Annotated in this window: 22 protein-coding genes and 3 tRNA genes; 7 read left to right on the forward strand and 18 right to left on the reverse strand. The window is 73.5% G+C overall.

Going from position 1 to position 25,380, the window contains the following annotated elements:
- The first annotated feature begins 105 nt into the window (after positions 1-105).
- The 3 genes from ACZ6NC_RS26965 (at position 106) to ACZ6NC_RS26975 (ending at position 2,153) form a co-directional block, all read left to right on the forward strand.
- Complete coding sequence (locus ACZ6NC_RS26965) at positions 106-411, forward strand: antibiotic biosynthesis monooxygenase family protein (protein ID WP_465736349.1); 306 nt, start codon at positions 106-108, stop codon at positions 409-411.
- Positions 412-642: 231 nt separating this feature from the next.
- The gene (gene rpsT / locus ACZ6NC_RS26970) at positions 643-909 is read left to right on the forward strand and encodes a 30S ribosomal protein S20 (protein WP_350741439.1); all 267 of its coding nucleotides are present in this window, start codon (positions 643-645) and stop codon (positions 907-909) included.
- 392 nt (positions 910-1,301) lie between these two features.
- The gene (locus ACZ6NC_RS26975) at positions 1,302-2,153 is read left to right on the forward strand and encodes a hypothetical protein (protein ID WP_465736350.1); all 852 of its coding nucleotides are present in this window, start codon (positions 1,302-1,304) and stop codon (positions 2,151-2,153) included.
- 36 nt (positions 2,154-2,189) lie between these two features.
- Here ACZ6NC_RS26975 and holA read toward each other — a convergent pair whose 3' ends face one another.
- Positions 2,190-3,185 (reverse strand): DNA polymerase III subunit delta, encoded by a 996-nt coding sequence (gene holA / locus ACZ6NC_RS26980; RefSeq protein ID WP_465736351.1) that lies wholly within the window; start codon positions 3,183-3,185, stop codon positions 2,190-2,192.
- Positions 3,186-3,280: 95 nt separating this feature from the next.
- Here holA and ACZ6NC_RS26985 point away from each other — a divergent pair, with 95 nt between their 5' ends.
- Positions 3,281-3,574, forward strand: a complete 294-nt coding sequence (locus ACZ6NC_RS26985; RefSeq protein WP_465736352.1) for a hypothetical protein — start codon at positions 3,281-3,283, stop codon at positions 3,572-3,574.
- A 426-nt stretch (positions 3,575-4,000) separates the two neighbouring features.
- Here ACZ6NC_RS26985 and ACZ6NC_RS26990 read toward each other — a convergent pair whose 3' ends face one another.
- The 5 genes from ACZ6NC_RS26990 to ACZ6NC_RS27010 form a co-directional block, all read right to left on the reverse strand.
- Entirely contained in the window at positions 4,001-6,625 is a 2,625-nt protein-coding gene (locus ACZ6NC_RS26990; protein ID WP_465736353.1) for a ComEC/Rec2 family competence protein, read from the reverse strand.
- A gap of 95 nt (positions 6,626-6,720) precedes the next feature.
- Positions 6,721-7,716, reverse strand: a complete 996-nt coding sequence (locus tag ACZ6NC_RS26995) for a helix-hairpin-helix domain-containing protein (protein ID WP_465736354.1) — start codon at positions 7,714-7,716, stop codon at positions 6,721-6,723.
- A 142-nt stretch (positions 7,717-7,858) separates the two neighbouring features.
- Positions 7,859-8,704, reverse strand: a complete 846-nt coding sequence (locus ACZ6NC_RS27000; protein WP_465736355.1) for a DegV family protein — start codon at positions 8,702-8,704, stop codon at positions 7,859-7,861.
- A 259-nt stretch (positions 8,705-8,963) separates the two neighbouring features.
- Positions 8,964-9,782, reverse strand: a complete 819-nt coding sequence (locus tag ACZ6NC_RS27005; protein WP_465736356.1) for a hypothetical protein — start codon at positions 9,780-9,782, stop codon at positions 8,964-8,966.
- A gap of 226 nt (positions 9,783-10,008) precedes the next feature.
- Positions 10,009-10,602 (reverse strand): alpha/beta fold hydrolase, encoded by a 594-nt coding sequence (locus ACZ6NC_RS27010; RefSeq protein WP_465736357.1) that lies wholly within the window; start codon positions 10,600-10,602, stop codon positions 10,009-10,011.
- A gap of 69 nt (positions 10,603-10,671) precedes the next feature.
- On the opposite strand from ACZ6NC_RS27010, the gene ACZ6NC_RS27015 reads away from it, so the two are divergent.
- Positions 10,672-11,265, forward strand: a complete 594-nt coding sequence (locus ACZ6NC_RS27015) for a TetR-like C-terminal domain-containing protein (protein ID WP_465736358.1) — start codon at positions 10,672-10,674, stop codon at positions 11,263-11,265.
- Between the two features lie 100 nt (positions 11,266-11,365).
- Here the strand turns inward: ACZ6NC_RS27015 and leuS are convergent, their stop codons facing one another.
- The 4 genes from leuS to ACZ6NC_RS27035 all read right to left on the reverse strand — a co-directional run bounded on the left by leuS (position 11,366) and on the right by ACZ6NC_RS27035 (position 17,921).
- Positions 11,366-14,260: a leucine--tRNA ligase gene (gene leuS / locus ACZ6NC_RS27020; protein ID WP_465736359.1), complete on the reverse strand. Its 2,895-nt coding sequence runs from the start codon at positions 14,258-14,260 to the stop codon at positions 11,366-11,368.
- Between the two features lie 245 nt (positions 14,261-14,505).
- Positions 14,506-15,942, reverse strand: a complete 1,437-nt coding sequence (locus ACZ6NC_RS27025; RefSeq protein ID WP_465736360.1) for a hypothetical protein — start codon at positions 15,940-15,942, stop codon at positions 14,506-14,508.
- 225 nt (positions 15,943-16,167) lie between these two features.
- A tRNA-Ala gene (locus ACZ6NC_RS27030) sits at positions 16,168-16,240 on the reverse strand.
- Positions 16,241-16,481: 241 nt separating this feature from the next.
- Positions 16,482-17,921, reverse strand: a complete 1,440-nt coding sequence (locus tag ACZ6NC_RS27035) for an MFS transporter (RefSeq protein WP_465736361.1) — start codon at positions 17,919-17,921, stop codon at positions 16,482-16,484.
- Positions 17,922-18,023: 102 nt separating this feature from the next.
- Here ACZ6NC_RS27035 and ACZ6NC_RS27040 point away from each other — a divergent pair, with 102 nt between their 5' ends.
- Positions 18,024-18,929 carry a helix-turn-helix transcriptional regulator gene (locus ACZ6NC_RS27040; protein ID WP_465736362.1) on the forward strand — a complete coding sequence of 302 codons (906 nt, stop codon included), beginning with the start codon at positions 18,024-18,026 and terminating at the stop codon, positions 18,927-18,929.
- A 125-nt stretch (positions 18,930-19,054) separates the two neighbouring features.
- Here ACZ6NC_RS27040 and ACZ6NC_RS27045 read toward each other — a convergent pair.
- The 8 genes from ACZ6NC_RS27045 to ACZ6NC_RS27080 all read right to left on the reverse strand — a co-directional run bounded on the left by ACZ6NC_RS27045 (position 19,055) and on the right by ACZ6NC_RS27080 (position 23,835).
- Positions 19,055-19,127, reverse strand: a tRNA-Ala gene (locus ACZ6NC_RS27045).
- 37 nt (positions 19,128-19,164) lie between these two features.
- A tRNA-Ala gene (locus ACZ6NC_RS27050) sits at positions 19,165-19,237 on the reverse strand.
- A gap of 125 nt (positions 19,238-19,362) precedes the next feature.
- A complete protein-coding gene (locus ACZ6NC_RS27055) occupies positions 19,363-20,010 on the reverse strand; it encodes a histidine phosphatase family protein (protein WP_465736417.1) in 648 nt (215 codons plus the stop codon).
- Positions 20,007-20,492: a ribosome silencing factor gene (gene rsfS, locus ACZ6NC_RS27060; protein WP_465736363.1), complete on the reverse strand. Its 486-nt coding sequence runs from the start codon at positions 20,490-20,492 to the stop codon at positions 20,007-20,009. The genes ACZ6NC_RS27055 and rsfS overlap by 4 nt, the downstream gene beginning before the upstream one ends.
- Before the next feature lie 138 nt (positions 20,493-20,630).
- Positions 20,631-22,514 (reverse strand): LCP family protein, encoded by a 1,884-nt coding sequence (locus ACZ6NC_RS27065; RefSeq protein ID WP_465736364.1) that lies wholly within the window; start codon positions 22,512-22,514, stop codon positions 20,631-20,633.
- Between the two features lie 19 nt (positions 22,515-22,533).
- Complete coding sequence (nadD, locus tag ACZ6NC_RS27070) at positions 22,534-23,166, reverse strand: nicotinate-nucleotide adenylyltransferase (RefSeq protein WP_465736365.1); 633 nt, start codon at positions 23,164-23,166, stop codon at positions 22,534-22,536.
- Positions 23,167-23,333: 167 nt separating this feature from the next.
- Positions 23,334-23,492 (reverse strand): hypothetical protein, encoded by a 159-nt coding sequence (locus tag ACZ6NC_RS27075; RefSeq protein WP_465736366.1) that lies wholly within the window; start codon positions 23,490-23,492, stop codon positions 23,334-23,336.
- 196 nt (positions 23,493-23,688) lie between these two features.
- Positions 23,689-23,835 carry a hypothetical protein gene (locus ACZ6NC_RS27080; protein ID WP_174315742.1) on the reverse strand — a complete coding sequence of 49 codons (147 nt, stop codon included), beginning with the start codon at positions 23,833-23,835 and terminating at the stop codon, positions 23,689-23,691.
- Positions 23,836-24,138: 303 nt separating this feature from the next.
- Between ACZ6NC_RS27080 and ACZ6NC_RS27085 the strand changes: the two genes are divergently transcribed.
- Positions 24,139-25,212 (forward strand): M48 family metallopeptidase, encoded by a 1,074-nt coding sequence (locus tag ACZ6NC_RS27085; protein WP_465736367.1) that lies wholly within the window; start codon positions 24,139-24,141, stop codon positions 25,210-25,212.
- Positions 25,213-25,380 lie beyond the last annotated feature (168 nt).

Genomic DNA, 25,380 nt, shown 5'->3' on the forward strand with positions numbered 1-25,380 from the left:
GTTGCCCGGGCGTCGGTCGGCCGTTCCCCGGGCGGGCGATCGGTTGCGCCGGGGCGTCGGATGGCCGTTCCCCCGGCGTCCGGGTGTGCGGCAGGATGCCGTCGCATGATCCTGGAAAGTGCGCTGCTCGACGTCGTTCCCGGCCAGGAGGAGGTCTTCCTCGCCGCCTTCGCCGAGGCCCGGCCGCTGATCGCGGTCCAGGCCGGTTTCCGCTCCCTGGAGCTGCGGCGCTGCCTGGACGAGGGCCGCGGCTCGCGGTTCCTGCTCCAGGTGGAGTGGGAACAGCTGGAGGACCACACGGAGGGGTTCCGCCGCTCCCCCGAGTACCAGCGGTGGCGGGAGCTGCTGCACCGCTTCTACGAGCCGTTCCCCGAGGTCGAGCACTACGGGGAGCCAGTGCTCCGGGCCTGACCCGGCCCCGGCCCGGCTGCGACGGAGTCGGCTGCCCGGGGCCACTCGGGACGTGAACGCTTCCCGCGGCGTCCGGTTTGGGGCAGGCGGTGCGCCCCTGGTAGCGTGGGGCGCTGCACCTGGCCTCGGCATGCCCTCTCAGCTGGTCCGACGGCCGCGCGGTGCAACCTCCCCCAGCCTCCGGCCGGGGGGACCCCAGAATCGTTTAACACACAAGACTGAGGCTCTTTCGTGGCGAACATCAAGTCCCAGATCAAGCGCAACAAGACCAACGAGAAGGCGCGCCTGCGCAACAAGGCCGTCAAGTCCTCGCTGAAGACCGCTCTGCGCAAGGCCCGTGAGGCCGCTGCCGCCGGCGAGACCGAGAAGGCCGTCGTGCTGGCCCGCGCCGCCTCCAAGGCGCTCGACAAGGCCGTGAGCAAGGGCGTCATCCACGCCAACCAGGCCGCCAACAAGAAGTCGGCCATCACCAAGCGCGTCAACGCCACCCAGGCCTGACGCCCCCGGGGCCCCAGGGCCCCAACCACCTCGGGACGAACCGGCCCTCTACCCGGATCCCCGAGGCGAGAACCAAGACTCGCACCGCACGCGGCCTGCGTTCGCCACGCGGGTGCGGTGCACATGCAGTGCGGCAGGCGCCGCAGCAGACCTCTTCCCCGAGGCTGCTGCGGCGCCTGTCGCGTTCTGTGGTCCGACCGCTATGGTCGGTCACGGCAGTTTCGGGATCACGGTCGCAGGGACCGCCATCGTGGAGAGCGCCGGCCGGCGATCACCTTCGCCGGTCCGTGGAAGCCGCCGAGTTCGCCGAGTTCGGACATCCCCGAGTTCGCCGAAATCGCCGAGTTCGACGGAATCCTTGAAAGCGTTGAAGGCTCAGGGGGGCAGCACCTATGGCGACGCCACCGCCACCACCGCCGACCCAGGGCGAGCCGGGGTTCACCGGCTTTCCGCGGCAGCAACCGCCGCCGGCGGGCGCCCCCGGGTTCGGCCCGCCGCCCGGACTGCCCACCTCGCCGGGGCTGCCGCCCACCTCCCCCGGAGTGCCGCCGGTTTCGCCCGGCGCGGCGGGCGGGCCGGGCGGGTCCGGCCGTCAGCGCGGGAACCTGCGGCGGAACGCCGTCTGGGCGTTCGTGGGCGCCATCCTCGCCTCGGTCGTCTGGTCCGGCACCGTGGCCGTCGTGCCCAGGATGGTGCAGGGCCACTCCTCGGCGCAGAGCATCCACGGGTACCACGCCATCGACAAGATCTGCGAGACGGGCAAGCTCACCGCGTTCCGGCAGAAGTACAAGATGGTGGACAACTACCCGCTGGAGCACACCGGCCGCAGCGGGTCCATGGACATCATGCGGTGCTACGCCCTGATGAAACGCTCCGTCAGCGGGAGCGACACCCCGGACTACGCCACCCTCGACATCCGCGTCGAGCTGCACAAGGCTGTCGACTCCTCGCCCGAATACGCCGCCACCCGGCACTACTTCGAGCAGCAGAAGTACGAGATCGCCGACGTGCCGAACCTCGGCCAGGAGGCCTACTACGCCTACGGCGACGAGCCGACCAGCTCCGACAGGACCTACCACGACATCAACTACTACCTGCAGGTCCTGGACGGCGGAATGACGTTCTCGCTCTACTGGACCGACAACTACCAGGTCGGCAAGGACTACACGCTGGACCGCGACTCCGTCCGGCGGGCCATGCTCGACGACACCCGGGACATCCTCAAGGCCATCGGCGGGAAGTAGGCGAGGCCATCTGCCTCGCCCGTTCTCCCGCTCCGGTCAGTACGGGCGGGAGCCGGCCCGGGCGGCCCGGGCGACGGCCACCACGGCCCGCTCCAGGGCGTAGGCAGGGTCGTCGGAGCCGCCCTTGACGGCGGCGTCCGCCTGCGCGATCGCCGTCAGCGCGGTGGCCACGCCATCGCCCGTCCAACCGCGCATCTGCTGGCGGACCCGCTCGACCTTCCACGGCGGCATGCCCAGCTCACGCGCCAGATCGGCCGGGCGCATGTTCCGCCCGGTCGTCGCCAGCCGGCCGATGCTGCGCACCCCGGACGCCAGCGCGTAGGTGATGCCGGTCGGCGGCTGCCCCACGGCCAGCGCCCAGCGCAGCCGCTCCAGCGCCTCGGCCGCCCGGCCGGTGACCGCCAGGTCCGCCACCTCGAAGCCGGTCGCCTCGGCCCGGCCACTGTAGTAGCGCGCCACCACGGTGTCGTCGATGGTGCCCTCGACGTCCGAGGTGAGCTGGCTGCACGCGGCTGCCAGCTCGCGCAGGTCGCTGCCGAGCGCGTCCAGAAGTGCCTGGCACGCTTCCGGGGTCGCCGACCGCCCGAGCGTGCGGAACTCGCCCTTCACGAAGGCCAACCGCTCCGACGCCTTGGCCAGCTTCGCGCAGGCGACCTCGCGGCCGCCGGCCTTCCGCCCCGCGTCCAGCAACCCCTTGCCCTTGGCGCCGCCCGCATGCACCAGCACCATGATCACTTCTTCGGCCGGTGCCTCGATGTACGCCTTGACCTCCTTCACGGAGTCGGCACCGAGATCCTGGGCGGCCCGGACCACGATCACCTTGCGCTCGGCAAAGAGCGAGGGCGTGGTCAGCTCGGCCAGACTGCCGGGCTGGAGGCTCCCGGGCGCGAGATCCCGTACGTCGGTGTCGGGGTCCGCCGCCTTCGCCGCGGCCACCACCTGGGCGACCGCACGGTCCAGCAGCAGCTCCTCCTGGCCGACCACGAGGGTCAGCGGGGCGAGCAGGTCGTCGGGTGCACTCTTCCTGGCCATCGCCTACCAGCATCCCACGCGGTACGGACAGGCCCGCCCGGCCCGGAGTCCGGGGGTGCGCGCAGGCGCCGGGCGCGCGCCTGGAAAATGGACGGGTGACCGAACACTCCACCACCGACCAGCCGGACGCCTTCGACCCGAACGCCCGGCAGCTCCTCGTCCTGCCCGACCGCGACGCCGCCCAGGAGGCCGCGGAGGAGCTCAGCGCCAACCACCCCGACCTCGGCGAGCTCGAAATCGTCCGGGACGCCCTGGCCGGCGAGGACGACGCCGAGGACGCCCAGTGGCTGGTCGTCGTGGAACCCCCAGAGAACGGCTGGACCCCCGCCCACCTGCGCGCCCTCGACGCCATCGCCGCCGAGGCCGAAGGCTGGCGCGAGGAGAGCTGACCGTCCGTCCCGGTCCCCCATTCGCCCCCACCTCACCCCCCGGGTCGGGCTGGTCCTGCTGAGCCGGACTGGTCCTCCCGGGCCGGGCGGTCGCTGGGCGGGGCGGTCCGGCTGGGCCGGGCGGTCCGGCTGGGCGGGGTCGGGTCGTCGTGTCGCCTCCGGCCCTTCCGACGGGGCCGACCGCCGCAGTCCCCGGAGTAGGAAGTCGGCCTGTCCGACTTCCTACTCCTCCACGCTGTGGGCCCTCCGGGCCCGCTTCGGAAGTGCCAGGCCAGGGCCGAAGCGGTGGCCTGGTCTCTTCTCGCGCCGGCCCGGGCAGTGCCCGGGCCGGCGTGTCACCTTGGGCCCCGCCCCCACCCCCTCCCTCCCTCCCTCCCCACCCTGTCCCCTTCCTCCCGGTGAGGAGGGCAGGAGAGCGGGCGACGGTCAGGCCGGCGGGCCGCGCGGCCCGCCGGCCGGGTGGAGGCCATGGGAAGCGCGGGGCCCGTGCACGGCATGGGCGTCGTGCGGGTGGACGACTGCGGCGAGGTGGGCCGGGGCGTCGCCCGTCACGGCGATGTCCCCGGCACGGTCCGTACGCAGCACCGTGGCACCCAGAGAACGCAAGTGATCGACCGTCCTGGCCGACGGGTGACCGTACGGGTTGCCCTCGCCGCAGGAGACCAACGCCAACCGGGGGCGTAGCGCCGCGGCCAACTCCCAGTCCTGGTGCGCCGAACCGTGATGAGCCACCTTCAGAACGTCCACCTTGACCCCACCTCCCAACCTCCCCAGCAGCGCCGACTGGGCCGGCGGTTCGAGATCACCCAGGAGAGCAAGCCGCAACCCGCCCGCAAGGGTTACCAACAACGCCACACTGGCGTTGTTGGCGCCGGACGCCTCCACCGGCAGCTCCGCTTCCGGCCAGACCACCTGCCAGGACAACTCCGGCCCGGCCGCCCGTCGTTCACCCCGCCGGGCCCGCAGCAACGGGATCCCGGCGGCGGCCGCCCACCCGGACACCCGGGCCGCCTCGCCCGGCGGATCGTTCACGCTCGTTCCCTCGATCGCCCCGACCGCGCGACCCCGCAGCACCCCCGGCACACCCTCCACGTGATCGGCATGAAAGTGGGTCACCAACAGGAGCGGGACCCGGGTGATCCCGAGATCGCGGAGACACCGGTCGGCCGCCTGCGGATCCGGACCGGCATCGACCACCAACGCACTGTCCGGAGCGGAATCGCCGTCCGAAGCCACCGGCAGCACCAGCATGTCGCCCTGGCCCACGTCGCACATGACCAGCCGCCACCCCGGGGGTGGCCAGCCGGTCGCGAGCCGGGTGAGCAGGGGCGGGCGCAACAGCACGGCCAGCAGGACGAGGAAGAGCAGGCCCGCGACCACCGGACGGATCCACCCGCCACGAACGCGGCGGCCGGCCGCTCGGGCCCGCCGGGGCAGCAGGAGCGGCACCGTCCAGCACAGCGCCACGGTGGCAAGCCCGAGCGTCACCGTGCCGAGGAGTCCGCCCGGCCAGGAGAGCTGCCCGCCCGGCAGATCGGCGCCGTGCCGGGCCACCGCCGCCAGCCAGCCGGCCGGGAGGCCCGCCACCTCCGCGAGCAGCCGGGCCGCTGCCGGGGAGAGCGGATCCAGCACGAGCGCCGCGAAGCCGAGCAGCGTCGCCGGGGCCACGGCCAGCTCGGCCAGCAGGTTGCACGGGACGGCGACGAGGCTGACGTGCCCGGACAGCACCACCGTCACGGGTGCGCAGAGCGCCTGCGCCGCGGCCGTCGCCCCGACGGCGCCCGCCAGGTGGTGCGGCCAGCCCCGTGCCCGCAGGGCCTGGGCCCAGTGCGGGCCGAGGGCCAGCAGCCCGGTGGTGGCGAGCACCGAGAGCAGGAAGCCGAAGGACCGCGCCAGGTAGGGGTCGACGAGCACCAGGAGCAGGACGGTGCCGGCCAGGGCGGGCACCGCCTGGCGGGGACGGCCGGTGGCCAGCCCGAGCAGGCCGAGAAGACCGGTGCCGGCGGCCCGCAGCACGCTGGGTTCGGGCCGGCAGATGGTGACGAAGGCCAGCGTGACCGCCGCGCCGAGCAGCGCGGTGGTGCGCAGCGGAATCCCGAACAGGGCGGCCAGGCCTCGCCGTTCGGGCGTGCCGGCCTGGCCGGGCGCGCCGAGCAGGAGGCCGAGGACGATCGCGAGGTTGGCACCGCTCACCGCGACCAGATGCGCCATGTCGGTGGCCCGGAAGGCGTCCAGGAGGTCACCGGGCAGCCGCGAGGTGTCCCCGACGACCAGCCCCGGGAGCAGTCCTCGCGCGTCCGGCGGGAGCCCGTCGCTCGCGGACCGCAGGCCCGCGCGCAGCTGGCCGGCGATCCGCTGCGGCAGGCTCGGCGGCGCGAGCTCGCGGGGCGGCCCGTGCGCGACCAGCAGCGCGGCCGACTCGTCGTCGTGGCCTTCCCCCGCGGGGCGGACGTCGGCCTCGACGGCGACCCGGGCCGACGGAAGCAGTCGCCGCCACCGCTCGATGTCCGGCCCGCGTGCCAGGACCGTCACCGGGGTTCGGGTCCTGGTCGCGCCGGTGCCCAGCCACGGTTCGGGACCGGCCAGGACGGTGACCTGGTCCACCACGGCGTCCAGGGTGACGACGGCCTGCCCGGCGGCCGTCCCTCTGGTCCGGGAGGTGCGGGCCTCCGGGTCGCCGCTGACGGTCAGCTCGACGCCCACCTCGGGGGCGGGGCCGGCCACCTGGGCCAGTGCCGGCAGCGGGCCCCGGTGCAGGTCGGCGGTGTGGAGCATGGTCACGACGGTGGCCGCCGCACCGGTGAGCAGCACCGCGGCCAGCGTCAGGCCTGCGCCCCGGCGACGGCGCACGCCCGGGCGGGCGATCAGGAGGACGGCGGCGAGCGCGGCCGCAGCCGCTGCCGGGAGCAGCAGGGAGCGGTGGCACGCGCCGGGGCCGAGGACGGCCGCCGTGACGGACCACGCCGCGACGGCGGGAAGGAGGAGTCGAAGGTCGCCGACCGGCGGTGGGGTCGAGGACGGGCGGACGGGCGACTGGACGGTGACGGTCATGGTGGCGGCGATGACGGCACCTCCCTTCGGCGGGGTCGGCGGGGCGGTGGGGGAACGGCGACGGGCAAGACGCACGGGCCGGACCAGGCCGCTGGTCAGAGGGTGAGCATCGGCTTGATCTCCGCATAGGTGCGCTCGCCGATGCCGCTCACCTGCCGGAGCTGGTCGAGCGAGCGGAACGATCCGTGGGCCGCGCGGAACGCGATGATGCGCTGGGCAAGCGTCGGACCGACCCCGGGGAGCGTGTCGAGTTGTTCGGGGGTGGCGTGGTTCAGGCTGACCGGCTGTTTCGGCCCAGCCGGAGCGGGAGGCCCGGCACCCGCGCCGCCGGCCGGCGGGGCCGCGGGCTCGCCGACGAGGATCTGCTCACCGTCAGTCAGCACCCTTGCCAGGTTGAGGTTCTTGGTCTCCGTCTCGGGCAAGGGGCCACCGGCCACGCGGAGGGCGTCGGCCACCCGGGAGCCGCCGGGGAGGGCGTGCAGGCCGGGCGAGTGCACCCGGCCGCCGATGTCGACCACCACCACGGTGCTCGCGTCCGGGCTGCCCGCAGTGGGCGGAGCCGGGCCGGGGGCGGCTTCGGGCGAGCCGGGAACGCGCACCTCCGGCTCCGCCGAGGCGACCGCCATCGCCGGCACGTCGACGGGTTGGGGCCGGGCCAGCCAGAAGTGCTGCACGCCGTAGCCCGCGGCAAGCAGCAGCAGGACGATCAGCCCCACCACGGCCCGCCGGTCGAGCATCACCGCCGGGCCGAACCGGAACGGCACACGGCCGGGCTCGCCCGCCACCGGGCCGCTCGCGGGCACCGCACCCGCGGCGGCCGGACCGCCTGCCACCTCAGCGGTCGCCCCACCGGGCAGCACACCGAACGGCAGCCCGGAGGATGCCTGGGCCGGCGAACCGGACGACGCCTCGGACAACGACTCGAAGGACGACTCGGCCGACCCACCGGGCGGCGGCCCGGTGGTCGTCGGCTCCCCCGCCCCGACCTGTGCATCGGCCGCCGGCAACAGGGCCGCCATCCGCAGGCGCGCGGCCTCAATCACCTCTTGGCGCTTGCGCGCGCCGGTCTTCGTGCTTGTCAGGCTCGTCATGCGGAGCACGGTAGGAGCGGTCCGACGCCCGCGCGAGAATTTCCGAAAGCCTGTGGACAACCCGGGGGTTGTGGATAAATCAGGTCACTCACACGAGGGAGGAGCGCCCCTCAGAGTTGACTACTCGCCACCCGATCCCGCCTCAGCGCGGCGAGACCACCACCGCCAGCAGCCCCGGCCCGACATGCGCACCGATCACAGCGCCGACCTCGCCCACGTACAGCTCCCGCAACCCGGGGACCCGGCCCCGCAGCCGCTCCGCGAGGGGTTCGGCACGGTCCTCGGCCGCCAGGTGGTGGACGGCGATGTCGACCTCCCGCTCCCCCGCCTGCTCGACCGCGACCTCCTCCAGCCGGGCGATCGCCCGCGAGGCCGTCCGCACCTTCTCCAGCGGCTCGATCCGCCCACCGTCCAGGTGCAGCAGCGGCTTCACCGCCAGGGCCGACCCGAGCAGCGCCCGAGCCGCCCCGATCCGGCCACCGCGGCGCAGGTACTCAAGGGTGTCCACGTAGAAGAAACCGCTGGTCAGCGCCGTACGCCGAGTGACGGCCGCGGCCACCTCGGCCAGCTCCTGCCCGGCCGCGATCGCCTCCGCCGCAGCCAGCACGCCGTACCCGAGGGCCATGCCGACCAGCCGGCTGTCCACCACCTGCACCGGGACGGACGCCTCGGCGGCCGCCAGTCGCGCCGCCTCCACGGTGCCGGACAGCTCGCCGGAGATGTGCACCGAGACGATCCCCGGCGCGCCCGCCTCGGCGGCCGCCCGGTAGGCGGCGGCGAAGGCCTCGGGGCTGGGCCGGGACGTCGTCACCCGCTGCTTGCCACGCAGCGCCTCGGCCACGTCCTTGGGGGAGATCTCCACGCCCTCGGCGAGGACCGCGTCACCGACCGCGACGCTCAGCGGGACCACGGAAATTCCGTACCGGTCGACGGCCTCCTGCGGCAGATAGGCCGTGGAATCGGTGACAAGCGCGAGGTCGGCGGGCATGAGGCGGAGGTTACTCCGCGCCCGGCCCGGAGGACAGCGCCCGGACCGGCTCGGAGGCGACCCCGGAACCCCGGACGCAACCCGAAGGCCCGGACGCAACTCGAAGCCCCACACCCTCTCGACCCTCAAGCCCACAACCGCTCAGCCCCACCACCCCGGCCCACAACCGCTCAAGCCCGTGACCGCTCAGGCCACAACCACTCCGACCCACGGCCCCGCGGGCCGCTCGGTCCTAACGGCCCGCAGGCCCCGCTGCCGCTCAGCCGGCCGAAGGGCCCGTCGACGGCTTCCGCAGCCGGTCCGCCAGCCGCGCCAGCGGGTCGGCCAGCCCCAGCAGCTCCTCGGCGCTCGGCCGCCCGCCCTTGCCGTCGGTCAGCCCGGCCCGCTGCACCTGCTCGCGCCCGGTGGCGGGCCCCCCGGTGGCGGGCCTCCCGGTGGCGGAACCCTGGGCAGGACCCCCGTCCGCGCCACTCCCGGCACCAGCCCCGCCCGAGCCCCCGACACCACCCGCCGAAGCCCCGCCCGAGGAGTCCCAGTGCCGCAGCGCGCCCGCCTCGCTCTCGCACTCCTGGCTGAGCCGGCTCAGCTCGTCGTCCGCGAAGCGCTGCATCCGGTCCTGGGCGGCCCAGCGCATGGTCTCGGCGGAGTGCGTGATCCGCTCAGCCCGCTCCCGCAGCTCGGGCAGCTTGGCCGCGATCCGCCCGGAGTCCGGCTCGCGCTCCAGGATCCGCAGCTCCCCGTCCAGCTCCGCCGCGTGGGCGTCCAGCCGCCGCAGCAGGGCGAGCGCCTCGCCGAGCTGACCGTCCTGGGTGAGGCCGCTCTCCAGGACCTGGCGGGTGCCGTCGAGGGAGGTCCGCAGCCCGAGCCGGACGGCCGAGATCTGGCCCTGCGGGCCGGGTTTGGTGTACGTCTTCGCCTTGAGGGTGACGTTCTCGACCGCGCGCCGGGCGTTGGCCTCGTGCCGCTCGACCTTCTGGGCCACCGCCTTCGCCGCCTTCACGGTGCCGACCACGGCCAACACCACCACCGCGAGCCCGAAGAGCAGGGCCAGGCCGAGCATCACGCCGAGCACGTCCATCACGAGCCACCTTCCGCCAGCCGAACCGGCCCCCACCCGGCCCAACGCGGACCGGCCCACCGAGGGTTCCACCGTAGCGGCCACACCGGGGCCGGGGGCAGGGCAAACGGGGCTCTGCGCCGGAGATCAGGGACAGATCGGGGATCTCCCCCAGAGCCCGGCCCCGGCGGCGCCGACACCCCGCCCCGCCACCCTGACACCCCCGACACCCCACCTCACCCCCGCCTCACCCCCGCGGCCGCGCCGCGAGCAGCTCCCGCACCAGCCGCGCCGCCTCCGGCACCTCCACGTGGTCGTCCGGCGTCGCCCCGAAGTGCGCGCCCTCCGCGGTGATCACGGCCGTGGCGCCCAGCCCGGCCACCAGGTCGCGGGCGTGCGCGGCCGGGTCCGGCCGGTTGACCGGGTCGTCCAGGGCCTGGAGCACACGGAAGCCTTCCGCGGTGGCCCGGATCCGCTCCCAGTCGAACGGCTCGGCGAAGAACTCCTTCAGTACGTCGTAGCCGACGTCCCTGGCCGGCGTGGCGACCAGCAGCACACCGGCGAAGCGGCCGTGTGCCTCGGCGTCGTACTGCTCCAGGAAGCGGAGCACATTGGCCCCGCCGACGCTGTGGCCGACCAGCACGGTGTCCGCGGCCGGGCCGGCGGCCCCGGCGGCGTCGCCGAAGGTGCGCCGCCAGGCGGTCAGGTCCGGCGTCTGCGGGCCGGGCAGCGAGGGCACCGTGACGGTGTCGCCCGACTTCGCCAACTCCCGCGCCAGGTACGGAAACCAGACACTGTCCTCACGAGCCCCCAGGCCGTGGGACACAACGATCGCGCTCATGACTCTCCCCTTAATCAAAACGATCCGTTGCGTTTCGATTGAAGCTAGCACCGCTGCTACCGTGCTGTCATGCCAGAGCAGAAAACCCGCCGCGCCGGCGGGCGAATCCGCAGCGAGGAAGCCCACCAGGCCATCCTCGCCGCCACCGCCGCGCTCCTGGAGGAGAGCGGCTACCAGGCCGTCACCATCGAGCGGGTGGCCGCACGGGCCGCGGTCGCCAAGAGCACGATCTACCGCTGGTGGAGCTCGAAAGCCGTGCTCGTCCTCGACTCCTATCAGGAGACGGTCGCGCAGCGCATGCCCGAACCGGACACCGGTAGCACCGCCGAGGACCTCACCGTCTTCGTCGCCGCCCTCCACTCGGTCACGCGGCACCCGCTCCGGGTGCGTGCGCTGCGCGGGCTGATGGCCGAGGCCCAGCTCGACCCGGCGTTCGAGGAGCCGTTCCGCGCCTGGGTGCAGAGCCGGCGGGCGGTGGTGCTGCGGATCCTCGCCCGCGGGGTCGACCGCGGCGAACTGCCCGCCACCGCGGACCTGGAGGCCGCCACCGACCAGCTCTTCGGCCTCTTCTGGTACCGCCTGCTGGTCGGCCACGCCCCGCTCGAACCGGCCGGGGCACCCACCCACGTCGCCCGCCTCCTCGACGGGCTCAAGCACACCTGATCAGCCCTGACGCCCACCGCGCCACCAGGCCACCGGCCCCCACGCCCCCAAACGAACGGGCGGGCGCCCCGAAGGACGCCCGCCCACCCAGCAGCAACCGTCAGCCGGTGACGATGTTCACCAGCTTCGGCGCCCGCGCGATCACCTTGCGCACCGGCGCGTCCCCGATCGCCGCGACGACGGCCGGGTCGGCCAGGGCCAGCGCCTCCAGCTCGGCGTCGGAGATCGACGGCGCGACCTCCAGCCGGGCCTTGACCTTGCCCTTGATCTGCACGACGCAGGTCACCGCCTCGTCCACCACGTACGCCGGGTCGGCGACCGGGTAGTCGGTGTGCGCCAGCGACTCGCCGTGGCCCAGGCGGCGCCACAGCTCCTCGGCGATGTGCGGGGCCAGCGGGGCGACGATCAGCACCAGCTGGTCGGCCACCGACCGCGGCGTGGAACCGCGCTTCACCAGGAAGTTGTTCAGCTCGATCGCCTTGGCCACGGCCGTGTTGAAGCGCAGCCCGGCCATGTCGCCGCGGATGCCGTCGATGGCCTTGTGCAACACGCGCAGCGTCGCCTCGTCCGGCTCCTCGTCGGTGACGACCAGTTCGCCGGTGGCCTCGGAGACGATGTTGCGCCACAGCCGCTGCAGGAAGCGGTACGAGCCGACGACCGCGCGGGTGTCCCAGGGGCGGGAGACGTCCAGCGGGCCCATCGACATCTCGTACAGGCGCAGCGTGTCGGCGCCGTACTCGTCGGCGATCTCGTCGGGGGCGACGGCGTTCTTCAGGGACTTGCCCATCTTGCCGGCCTCGCGCTTGACCGGCTCGCCCTGCCAGAAGTACGCGCCGTCGCGCTCCTCGACCTCGGCGGCGGGCACCGGGAAGCCGCGCTCGTCGCGGTAGACGTCGGCGGTGATCATGCCCTGGTTGAACAGCTTGTGGAACGGCTCGACCGAGGAGACGTGGCCCAGGTCGTGCAGCACCTTGTGCCAGAAGCGGGCGTACAGCAGGTGCAGTACGGCGTGCTCGGCACCGCCGACGTACAGGTCGACGCCGCCGGCCGGCTTCTGCTCGGTCGGGCCCAGCCAGTACTGCTCGTTGGCGGGGTCGACGACGCGCGAGCCGTTGGTCGGGTCGACGTAGCGCAGCTCGTACCAGCACGAACCGGCCCAGTTGGGCATGGTGTTGGTCTCGCGGCGGTAGGTCTTCGGTCCGTCGCCCAGGTCCAGCTCGACGTTGACCCAGGCCTCGTTGCGCGACAGCGGGGTCTTCGGCGAGGAGGTGGAGTCGTACGGGTCGTAGGTGTGCGGCGAGTAGTCGTCGACCTCGGGGACCTCGACGGGCAGCATCGACTCGGGCAGCGCGTGCATGACGCCGTCCTCGTCGTAGACGATCGGGAAGGGCTCGCCCCAGTACCGCTGACGGCTGAACAGCCAGTCGCGCAGGCGGTAGTTGACGGTGCCCTCGCCGATGCCGCGCTCGGCCAGCCAGGCGGTGACGGCGGCCTTGGCGTCGACCACGCTCAGGCCGTCCAGCGAGACACCGTCCGGAGTGCCCTCGTCGTGCGCCGAGTTGACGATGACGGAGTCGTAGGTGTCGAACGCGTCGTCCCACTGCGCGGGGTCGTCGCCGCGGCCGTCGGTCGGGCGGACGACGCAGCGCATCGGCAGCTCGAAGGCGCGGGCGAACGCGAAGTCGCGGTGGTCGTGGGCGGGGACGGCCATGATGGCGCCGGTGCCGTAGCCCATCAGCACGTAGTCGGCGATGAAGACCGGGACGGGCTCGCCGCTGACCGGGTTCACCGCGTACGCGCCGGTGAAGACGCCGGTCTTGACCTTGGCCTCGACCTGGCGCTCGACGTCGGACTTGGCGGCGGCCGTGGCGCGGTAGGCGGCGACGGCCTCGGCGGGGGTGGCGGCGCCGCCGGTCCACTCGTCCCGGGTGCCGGCGGGCCAGGCGGCCGGGACGATCGTGTCGACCAGACCGTGCTCGGGGGCCAGCACCATGTAGGTGGCGCCGAACAGGGTGTCGGGGCGGGTGGTGAAGACGGTGATCTTCTCACCGTCCACCGCGAAGTCGACCCGGGCACCCTCGGAGCGGCCGATCCAGTTGCGCTGCTGCAGCTTGATGGCCTCGGGCCAGTCCAGCAGGTCCAGGTCGGAGATCAGCCGGTCCGAGTAGGCGGTGATCCGCATCATCCACTGGCGCAGGTTGGACTTGAACACCGGGAAGTTGCCGCGCTCGGAGCGGCCGTCCGCGGTGACCTCCTCGTTGGACAGCACGGTGCCCAGGCCGGGGCACCAGTTGACCGGCACCTCCTTGGAGTACGCCAGCCGGTACTCGCCCAGCAGTTCGTCACGCTCGGCGGCGGACAGTTCCGTCCAGGCGCGGCCGCCCGGCACCTCACGGGTGCCGGCCTCGAACTGCGCGATCAGCTCGGCGATCGGGCGGGCTTTGCCGGCCTCCTGGTCGTACCAGGAGTTGAAGATCTGCAGGAAGATCCACTGGGTCCAGCGGTAGTACTCCGGGTCGATCGTGGCGATCGAGCGGCGCGGGTCGTGGCCCAGGCCCAGCCGGCGCAGCTGCTGGCGCATGTTGGCGATGTTGGCCTCGGTGGAGACCCGCGGGTGCGTGCCGGTCTGCACCGCGTACTGCTCGGCGGGCAGGCCGAAGGCGTCGTAGCCCAGCGTGTGCAGCACGTTGTGGCCGGTCATCCGCTGGTAGCGGGCGTAGACGTCGGTGGCGATGTAGCCCAGCGGGTGGCCGACGTGCAGGCCCGCGCCCGAGGGGTACGGGAACATGTCCATGATGAAGCTGTGCGGCTTCGCGGCGACGTCACCGGCGGCCGGGTCGGCCAGGTCGCCGGCCGGGTTGGGGGCGTGGAACGTCCCTTCCTTCTCCCAGATGTCCTGCCAGCGGGACTCGATCTCCGCCGCCAGGGTGGCGCTGTACCGGAACGGCTCGGTTGCGGCCTCGGCCGCGCCGGAAGCAGGGGTCGTCTCGCTCATGGTCCTTCTGGCTCCATCGATGTCAGTTGGCGAACCGCGGCCGGTGACCGGACGGGTGACCGGCCGCGGACGGCCGTGCCGGTGAGGCGGTTGCGGAAAAGGCGGTGGAAAACAAAAAAGCCCCTCGCAGGAGGGGATGCCACGCCGACTCCGGCAGCCGCCCGTGAGCGGGGCCGGTCCTGGTCAGCGCGGCCGGCTAAGGAGCAGGCGCACAGTTCGCATGGGCTCAGGGTACCGCAAGGGCATCAGGCCTCTCCCGGCAATCCCGCCCGGGAGGCCGCGTCGAAGTCGCGCAGTGCCCGGGCGACCCGCTCGGACTGCATGCCGGCGGCCAGCGCGCGGGCCCGGTCGGCGGTGGTGGCGGCCTCCTGGTGGCGGCCGGTGCGGCGCTGCGAGTCGGCCAGTCGGACCATCAACAGTGCCCTGGCCCGGGCCCGGCCGTCACCGAGGCCGGCCACCGCCTCGGTGAGCAGGGACTGGGCGCGCCGGTGGTCGCCGAGGAAGAGGTACCCCTCCCCCACCATGCCCGCGAGGTCCGCCCGCGCCTGCCCGAACCCGTCGCCCGCCACCGAGGCGGCCCCGGCACCCCCGGCCACACCCCCGGTCCGCCCACCCGGCCCCGCGAAAGCCTGCACGTCCGGCGCCGCGAAAGCCTGCTGGGCGGGCCCCGCGAACCCCCGCCCGTCCAGCTCCGCGAACGCGAGCTCGGCCGCCGCCCGTACCTCCTCCGGCTCGCCGCGCCGCCCGTGCGCCCGGGCGATCCGGCCGAGCTGCAGCGCCCGGTCGGCCGGGCCCAGCGCGTCCCCGGCCGCCTCCAGCGCCCCGGCGAGCGCGCCGACGGCGTCCAGCCCCCGCGCGTCCAGCCCCCGTCCGCCCGTGCTCTGGGTGGCCAGCACCACCAGGCAGCCGACCACGCCCACCCCGAGCCGGAGGTCCCCGCTGAGGTGCGCGGCCCGCAGCGCGGCGACGAACGCCCGCTGGGCGGCGGCCTCGTGCCCGAGGTCGTACGCGGCCCAGCCGGCCAGCCGGGCAAACCGGGCGGCCGTCCCGTACAGCGCGCGGCCGAGCTGCTCGTCGTACCCGCCGAGTTCCAGCAGTTTGGCGACCATGGCCAGCTCGGCCCGGGCCGGGCCGAGCACCAGCCCGCCGCCACAGGCCCGCTCCAGCCGCAGCTTGCTCTGGTGGGAGAGCCCGAGGTCGCCCACCAGGCCGGGGTCGATCCGCAGCGCGCCCTCGCCGCCGCCGACCGGTGGTGGCGGGGTGGCCAGCCGCCGGGCGGCCTGGTCGAGGTCGGCGCCGCGGAAGAGATCGGTGAGGCGGACCGGTCCGGCGTCGGTGGCCGCCTCGCGCAGCGCGGTCTGGGCGGTGTCGGCGGTCCACGGGTCGGTGAGCAGGTGCGGCGAGAGGATCTTGGCGCCCCGATTGCCGCCCATCCGGCCCCAGAGCTGCTCGTAGGTGACGGCGATGCCGAGGGCGCGGCCGAGCACCTCGCAGACGGTCTGGTCGTGCGGGCTGCGCGGGACCATGCCGCGGTCGCGCCACTTGTACGGGGCGGTGGAGCTGATGGCCAGGCCGGGCGACAGGGTGAGGTTCACCTCGCGGGCGAGCCGCTCCGGGTTCCAGCCCAGCTGGTGGAGTATCCGGGCCAACTCCTCGTTGCGCCTGCGCTCCAGATCGGCCATGACACGACGGTAGCGGTCCTCCGGGGCCGGCCGCCGAGCCGTTCACGAAAACCGGCCTCCACCGGAAGACCGGAGAACCCCCGTGAACCCGAACCACCCCGAAGCACCCCGACGAACACCGGGAACACCCGGAACTCCGAGAACCCCAGGAACGCCGAGGACTCCGGACGACTCCAGGAACGCCGAAGGCCGCCCCCCGAAACGGGAGGCGGCCTTCGATTCCTGTGGAGCTACGGGGAATTGAACCCCGGACCTCTTGCATGCCATGCAAGCGCTCTACCAACTGAGCTACAGCCCCTTGACCTGCGTTGTCACCGGAGGTTTTCTTCCGTTTCCCTCGGCGACATCGACTACTTTACACGGTCGAAGGGGTGCTCCACGAATCCATTGACCGGACGTACGTCCGGGAGGTGCCGCCCCTCCCGGACGTGCCGCCGAAAGGCCCGACGGGCGGGCGCACGGGCACGTGCACGGGCACGTACGCCGGCGGGGTACGCGGCAGGTGGGCGGGCGGATTCGCGGGCACCCCCCGCATGCGCCTACCCCGCCGACCGCCGGGTGCGGGCGGCGAAGACCGCTGCGAGCGCGACGGCGCCCGCGATCACGCCGGTGGTCACCAGCAGCGCGTGCCCGGAGTCGCGGGCCGGGGCCGGGAGGTCGACCCCGCCGAGGAAGACCGAGCCGAGCACCGCCACCCCGACCACCTGGCCGAGCTGGATGACCGTCACCATCACGCCACTGGCGTCCGCCGCGTCCGCCGGGGCGACGCCGCCCAGCGCCCGGGCGAACAGCGGCGCGTACCCGAAGCCCGCGACCAGCCCGAGCACGGTCATCTCCAGCAGCGCGGCCGCGCCGATCTCCGCGCCGTCGCCGAGCAGTACGCCGAGCAGCAGGTAGCCGGGGGCGAGCAGGACGGTGGCGAGCACCGGCAGGACGCCGTGCAACCGGGCGGGCAGCCGCTGCCAGCGCAGGCTGGAGGCCCCGAACCCGACCGCGACCGGCGCCGAGCAGAGCCCGGCCCGCAGCGCGCTGTGGCCGAGCCCGGCCTGCTGGTGGAGGGCGAAGGCGAACAGGAAGCCCGAGAAGGCCGCCATGATCATGAACAGGCCGCCGGCCGCCGGGCGCAGCCCGGGTGCCCGCAGTACCCGGCCGGAGATCAGTGGCTGGCCTCCTCGCCGGGCGATCCGCCGCTCGACGACCGCGAACAGGACGAGCAGGACGGCGCTGCCGGCGAGCATCACCCAGCCCCAGACCGGCCAGCCCAGTTCGTGGCCGAGCACCAGCGGCACCACCAGCAGCCCGAGGGCCGCACCGAGCACGACCAGGCCGGGGATGTCGAAGCCGCGGTCGCGGTCGCCCGGAACATTCGGCAGCAGCCGGGCGCCGGCCGCCAGCAGGGCCAGCCCGATCGGGACGTTGACCAGGAACACCGGGCGCCAGCCCGTGCCGAACAGGTCGGCGCTGACCAGCACCCCGCCGAGCACCTGGCCGATCGCCATGCCCCCGGCCAGGACCGCCGAGTAGAGGCCGAGCACCCGGGCGCGGGCGGCGCCGGTGAAGGTCCGCTGGAGCAGGCTCATCACCTGCGGCACCATCAGGGCCGAGCCGGCGCCCTGGAGCAGCCGGAAGGCGATCAGCCAGCCGGTGGCCGGGGCGAGGCCGCAGGCGAGCGAGGCGGCGGTGAAGACGGCCAGGCCGAGCTGGAACAGCCGGCTGTAGCCGTAGCGGGCGCCGAGCCGGGCGCCGGTGATGAGCAGCACCGCGTACGCGATGGTGTAGCCGGCGATGACCAGTTGGAGTGCTGCGCCGGAGGCGTGCAGGTCGGTGCGGATGGTCGGGACCGCGACGTTGACGATGGAGACGTCCAGGACGGCCATGAACTGGCCGCAGAGGACGAGGGCGAGGAGCATCCCGGGCCGGGTGGCCGGGCCGGGGGTGGTGCCGCCGGCCACGCCGGGCCGGATCTGAAGGTCCGTCATGGCTCCAGCGTGGGCCCCGGCCGGTACTGGTGGTTAGAGCCTGCTGATCCTGGTACTGGCAGCACCTGTCTGCGCCGCGCGGTCTGCGGCACGATGGCGGGTATGACCGTTCTGGACGACCGCACCGTGACCGCCGTCGAGCCGCGCCGGCAGGACCGCCGCCGAACGGAGCTGGCCCGGTTCCTGAAGGCCTGCCGGGCCCGGGTCACGCCCGAGGACGTCGGCCTGCCGCCCGGCCTGCGCCGCCGGACACCGGGGCTGCGCCGCGAGGAGGTGGCGCAGCTCGCCGGGGTGGGGGTCACCTGGTACACGTGGCTGGAGCAGGGGCGGCCGATCAACGCCAGTGAGCAGGTGCTGCTGGCGGTGGCCCGGGCGCTGCGGCTGGACGCGACCGAGCGGGAGCACCTGTTCCGGCTGGCCGGGGTGGCCGCCGTTCCCCGCTCGCCGTCCGACCCGCCGGTCCTCGAACCGTCCACCCAGGTCATCCTGGACGCGCTCGCGCCGCTGCCGGCGGCGGTCTCCAACACCCGGTTCGACGTGCTGATGTACAACCGGGGGTACGAGTCGCTGTTCGGCACCGACCGGAGCGTCACCCCCAACGGCACCTTCAACAGCATCTGGTGCACGCTCTTCTCGGATCCGTGCTGCAACCCCTTCCTGAACCGGGACGAGGCGCTGCCCCGGATGGTCGCGGTGCTGCGCTCGGCGTACGGCAAGCACGTCGGCGAGCCGGCCTGGGAGGAGCACGTGCAGCAGCTCTCCGCGCGCAGCGAGCTGTTCCGGGAGCTGTGGGACCGGCAGGAGGTGGCGCCGCCGGCGACCTGGCTGCGGGTGTTCCGGCACCCGGAGGTCGGGGTGCTGCGGCTGAACGCCTCGTACCTGACGATGCCGGGGGTGCCCGAGACGTACATCGTGGTCTACCTGCCGGAGGGTCCGGAGGACCGTGAGCGGATCGAGCAGCTCGCCGCCCTGCCGCCCGGCCGCTGGAAGCACAGCTGCGCCTCCTGAGCGCCGGTCGGGGGCGCGGCAGGTGATCCGCCGCGGCGGGTGGCCCCCGGTGACCGCAGACGGTCCCGGTCCCCCGGGAACGCCGAAGGCCGCCACCCGGTGGGTGGCGGCCTTCCTGCTGTCTGTGGAGCTACGGGGAATTGAACCCCGGACCTCTTGCATGCCATGCAAGCGCTCTACCAACTGAGCTACAGCCCCGCGACACGCACGGCCCTCGCGGACCGCAGGTGCGGAGTGGAGCTACGGGGAATTGAACCCCGGACCTCTTGCATGCCATGCAAGCGCTCTACCAACTGAGCTACAGCCCCGCACTCACCGGATTTCCCGCTTCCCGTTTTCCGGGCCGCGTTCCCTCCGTGCGAACGAGGAAGACTCTAACTGGTCAGGCCCGGAACTGCGAAATCCGCCCCCGCAGGTACCGCTCCGGCGTCTCTCAGGTGTCGTCGCCGATGACCGGCTGCGGCAGGGTGCCCGCGTTGTGCTCCAGCAGGCGCCAGCCGCGCGCGCCCCGGCCCAGCACGGACCAGCAGCAGTTGGACAGGCCACCGAAGCACTCCCAGAGCGCCGGCTCCAGGCCGAGCAGCCGCCCGAGCATGGTGCGGATGGTGCCACCGTGGCTGACCACCACCAGGGTGCCGTTCTCCGGCAGCTTCCCGACCGCGTCGAGCACCACCGGCACCGAGCGGTCGGCGACCTCGGTGGAGAGCTCGCCCCCGCCGCGACGGACCGGCTCGCCCTGCGCCCAGGCCTCGTACTCCTCGGGGAAGCGCGCGCGGATCTCGGCGTTGGTGAGCCCCTGCCAGGAGCCGGCGTAGGTCTCGCGCAGCCCCTCGTGGTGCTGCACGTCCAGGCCGGTGACCTCGGCCAGCTCGTCGGCGGTGCGCCGGGCGCGCTGGAGGTCGGAGGAGATCAGCAGGTCGGGGCGCAGGCCGGAGAGCAGCCGGGCCGCCCGCTGGGCCTGCAGGACGCCCTGGCCGGTCAGCTCGATGTCCGTGGTGCCCTGGAAGCGCGATTCGAGGTTCCAGGAGGTCTGGCCGTGCCGCCAGAAGACGATGCGCGGGCCCCGCGCGTCCCGGCTCAGCTGTTGTCCTCGGCGGTGTAGTCCTCGGCGCCGAAGTTGTCCGCCGGGGCGACCTCGGCCGGGGAGACGGCGTTGCCGGCCGCGTCGGTGTCCGCGTCGGGGCGGTTGCGCGAGGCGAGCGCGTCGGCCGGCAGCGGCAGCTCGGGGCAGTCCTTCCAGAGGCGGTCCAGGGAGTAGAAGGAGCGCTCCTCGGAGTGCTGGACGTGCACCACGATGTCCAGGTAGTCGAGCAGGATCCAGCGGCCCTCGCGCTCGCCCTCGCGGCGCACCGGCTTGATGTCCAGCTGCTCGCGCAGCTGGTCCTCGATCTCCTCGGCGATCGACTTGACCTGGCGGTCGTTGTTCGCGGAGGCGATCAGGAAGGCGTCGGTGATCGACAGCACCTCGCTGACGTCGAACGCGATGATGTTGTGCGCCAGCTTGTCGGCCGCCGCCTGGGCGGCGACGGTGATGAGGTTCTGGCTGTGCTCGGTGACGGTCACGGTGTTCTTCCGGCTCGACTGCTTGGGGGCGAGCCCGGCGCGCGGCCGGGCATCGCCTTCCAGGATCTCACGCCGCCCGGGCGGCCCCGGAACCGTTTTCCGGGGCCGCCCGGGCCCGCCGTGCCGGGCCGGGCCGCGTTACTGGGCCTTCGGCGGCTGGTAGTCCTTGCCGAGGACGACCACCAGGTCGGCGTTCTGCGCGTCGGTGACCTTCTTGGCCGCCGTCTCCGGCAGGTTGAGGCTGATCGCCAGGGACTTCGCCGCGGCCTGCCGGGCGTCGTCGGTGTAGCGGATCTCACTGGCCGCCTGCGGCGCTGCCTTCGCCCCGCCGGGGATGAAGGTGAGGCCCGCGTTGACCACCTGGACCTGCGCGGCGGCGGCCGCCTGGTCGTTGCCGGTGGCGTCCTGGATGGCGACCCGGGCCGGGGCGTCGCCGGCGGCGGCGGACTTCACCGTGCTACCGAGGACGTCCTTGACCTGCTTGCCGGCGGTGGCCTCGTCCAGGGAGCCGTCCGGCTTGACGGTCAGCGAGGTGGTGCCGAGGTGACCGTCCTTGGCCTGCTGGGCGAGCTGGACGAGCACCCCGGCCAGGGCGTCCTCCGGCAGCGACGGGTCGAGCACCGCGTTCATCCGGTGCACGTCGTCCTTGGCGTCCTTGAACTCGGTCGGCATGGTGTGCACCACCGCGTCCATCACCTGGCCGAACCGGGCCAGCTGGGTGTCCCGGTTCTCGCCGGGCGCCTGGAGGGTGGCGTAGGCGACCGCCGCCTTTCCGCTGAGCAGGGTGTTCTTGCCCACGGCGGAGAGCAGCTTGCCGTCGGGCTTGCCGCCCTCGTGGGTCTCGGCGTTGGTGTCGACCCGGACGCCGCCGAGCTGGGCGACCAGCAGTTCCAGGTACGGGGTGTCCAGCCGCCAGGTACCGGCCACGGGGGCGCCGAGCACGGTGGTGAGGCCGTCGCGGGTGGCGGACGGGCCGATGCTGTCCATGGCCTGGCCGACGGTGGTGACCGGCGGGTCGCCGGGGCCGGGCAGCCGCAGGGTGTCGGGCAGCAGCAGCACGGTGCCCTTGTGCCCGGCGGAGTCGTTGACCAGCAGCGCGCTGGAGACCTTGCCCTGCAGGTCGCGCAGGTGCACCACGTTGACCTGGCGGGGGCCGGCCGCGCCGGCGGCGCTCTGCTTGTCGTCGCCGGTGAACCAGAGGTAGCCGCCGGTGCCGGCCGCCGCGAGTGCCAGCACCACGCCCACGCCGATCAGCCGGTTGCGCAGTTTGCGGCGGCGCTCGGCGCGCACCTCGCTGCGGGACTCGGCGAACTTCAGCCAGTCGATGACGTCCTCGGACTCCTCCGCCTCCTCGTCGACGAAGGTGAACTCGCCGGTGGGGTAGTCGTCCTTGGACACCTTGCCGGCGGCGGCCCTGGCCGCGCGGCTCCCGCCGACCTGCTCGGACGGCGGCTCGGGCCGGGCGGGCGGCTCGCCGGCGGCGGGCCGGGGCGTGCGCGGGCGCGGCGGCACCGGGGCCGCCGCCGGGACGGCTGCGGGCGCCGCGGCGGCGGGCCCGGGCTCCGGCTCGGTGACCACCGGCATCGGCGCGGTCGCGTACTGCCGCGGCTGCTCGTAGGGCTGGTAGGCCTGCTGGTACTGGTCCTGGCCCTGCCCCTGGTAGGGCGCGTACTGGTCCTGCCCGTACGGCTGCTGCACGGGCTGCCCGTACTGGTCGTACTGGTCGTACTGCTGCCCGTGCTGCTGTTCGTAGCCGCCGCCCTGCTGCGGCTGCTCGTAGGGCTGGTAGGCCTGCTGGTACTGGTCCTGGCCCTGCCCCTGGTAGGGCGCGTACTGGTCCTGCCCGTACGGCTGCTGGACCGGCTGCCCGTACTGGTCGTACTGGTCGTACTGGTCGTACTGCTGCTCGTAACCGCCACCCTGCACCGGCTGCCCGTACTGGTCGTACTGCTGCCCGTGCTGGGAGTGCTGCGGGTACTGTCCGGTGGACCAGTCGTCCTGCGGTCCCCTGCGATCGCTCATCGGTCGGCCCCTCCGGGGATCAGGTCCGGTGCGGCGCGTAGAGCGCCCGCTTGTCGATGTAGCGGACCACGCCGTCCGGGACGAGGTACCAGACCGGTTCGCCCTTGGCGACCCGGTTGCGGCAGTCCGTGGAGGAGATGGCCAGCGCCGGGACCTCCACCAGGGAGACCCCGCCCACCGGAAGCCCGGCGTCCGAAAGAGTGTGCCCCGGCCGGGTGCAGCCGATGAAGTGGGCGAGCGAGAAAAGCTCCTCGGAGTCCCGCCAGGACAGGATCTGGGCGAGCGCGTCGGCGCCGGTGATGAAGAACAGGTCGGCGTCCGGGTGCATGGCCCGCAGGTCGCGCAGGGTGTCGACGGTGTACGTCGGGCCCTCGCGGTCGATGTCGATCCGGCTGACCGAGAACTGCGGGTTCTCCGCGGTGGCGATGACCGTCATCAGGTAGCGGTCCTCGGCCGGGGTGACGTGCCGGTCGGTCTTCTGCCACGGCTGCCCGGTCGGAACGAAGACCACCTCGTCCAGGTGGAACGCGCTCGCCACCTCACTGGCGGCGACCAGGTGCCCGTGGTGGATCGGGTCGAAGGTGCCGCCCATGACGCCGAGGCGCTTCTTCACCGGTGCCGGTCCGCCGGGATTCCCGGCCTGCTCTCCCATGGCGTCACACCATACGCGACGCCCGTTACGGTGCGGGAACGCCCGGGTGCGGGCTCCCTGGAGATGCGTGAGGGAGCGGCCGGCACACCTGCCGGACGCTCCCCGAGCGGCCCGGGCCGCGCGGCTCAGCGGCCCCGGAGCAAAGCTCAGCGGTCCCCGAGCGAGGCTCAGCGGTCCCGGTTGAACCGGGTGGTCACGTAGAGCAGCAGCAGCAGGATGAACAGCGCGGCGCCACCCGTCAGATACGGGCTGAGGCTCTCGTGGTTGCCCCCCTCGCCCTCGGAGGCGAGCAGGTTCAGGACGGGAAGTGCGGCGGCAGTGCTCATGGTCGGCGGACCTTCTCGGCTCGGATGACGGACCAGGGGGTGTGCGGGCCGGTGAGGGCCCACCTGTCATCGTACGGGGGCCTACAAGGCAACCGCTCGGCGGCCCACCGCGTCTGATCCGGTGTGAGCCGGGCCCCGACGGTGAGGGAGGGGTGCCGGACGTCCGGAGGGCGGTGGGGGATGCTCGGTGGGGTGCTCAGTTGTTGCGGCCGGCCCGCAGCAGGATCCAGGCCAGCAGGCCGACCCCGACGAACGAGGCCACCACGATGATCCGCAGGAAGAGCCCCGGGCCGTTCTCCGTGGAGATCGGGCCGGCCAGGCTGACAAGGGCGTCGGTGGACATCTGCGGGCTCCTCGGACTGCTCGGTACCGCGGCCAGGTCTGGTCTCGGCTCTCCAGGGCATTCAGGGTAAACCGGCCTCACACCCGCGCCGCCCACCGCCCCCTCGGGCCCCGTCCGCGGCGCGCCGCGGACCGCGCTCCCGGGCGCGGCCGGGCCCGCTCCGGGGCGGATTCCGTGCCGCGTAAGGTGAACGCGGGGACGAGTACGCAACCACGGACGTTGCACAGACAGTCGTTGCAGGCGAAGACCAGCGGGGGCCGGCCGGCGGCCGGAGCCGCCGTCGACCAGGAGGTACTCACACCAATGACCGACATCACCGCGAAGACCCCCAGCCGGCGTCGCCAGCGCTTCCCGGAGATCTCCACCAGGGCCTGGGAGCACCCGGCGGACCGCTCCGCCCTGGTCGCCCTGCGCAAGCTGACCGGCTTCGACGACGTGCTGAAGAAGCTCGCCGGCCTGGTCTCCGAGCGCGCGATCCGGCTGATGTTCCTGGCCACCGCCGTGAAGACCTCCGAGCGGCAGTTCCCCGAGCTGTACGAGATGGTGCGCGACGCCGCCTACGTGCTCGACCTGGAGAAGGTCCCGGACCTCTACGTCAGCCAGGACCCGACGGTCAACGCGTACTGCATCGGTATCGACACCCCGATCATCGTGGTCACCAGCGGCCTGGTGGAGCTGCTGGACGAGGAGGAGCTGCGCTCCGTCATCGGCCACGAGGTCGGCCACGCGATGTCCGGCCACGCGGTCTACCGGACGATGCTGCTGATCCTCACCAACATCGCCGCCCGGATCGCCTGGGTGCCGCTCGGCAACCTGGCGATCATGGCGATCGTCACCGCGCTCAAGGAGTGGTTCCGCAAGGCCGAGCTCTCCAGTGACCGGGCCGGGCTGCTCGCCGGGCAGGACCTCCAGGCGTCCATGCGGGCCCTGATGAAGCTGGCCGGTGGCCACAACCTGGCCGAGATGAACGTCGACGCCTTCCTGGAGCAGGCCGAGGAGTACGAGAAGGCCGGGGACCTGCGCGACGGCGTGCTCAAGCTGCTCCAGGTGCTGCCGCAGAGCCACCCCTTCGCCGTGGTGCGGGTCGCCAAGCTGAAGAAGTGGGCGGAGAGCGAGGAGTACCGCTCGATCATGGCCGGTGCCTACCCGCGCCGCACCGACGACGCCGACACCTCGGTCGGCGAGCAGTGGAAGGCCGCCGCCGACCACTACAGCAGCTCGGTGAAGGAGAGCAAGGACCCGCTGATGGGCCTGATCCGCGACGTCGCCGGCGGCGCGGCCACCGTCGGCGGCAAGCTCCGCGACACCTTCGCCGGTGCCGCGCGTGGCACCAACTCGGCGCCCCGTGACGGGCAAGGCGCGCGCGACCAGGACTGACGCCGCTCCGCCCGACGGCCCCCGGCTCCCGGCTCCCGCCCCCGCCGGGGGCCGTCGGCGGGGGGGGGGGGGGGGGGGGGGGGGGGGCAGGGGAGACAGGGAGGACGTCGACACGCCACAGACCGGCCAGGCAGGCCAGGCGTCGGTGCGCGGGTCGGTTGCCGTCGG

Source organism: Kitasatospora sp. NPDC041988, from assembly GCF_055588525.1.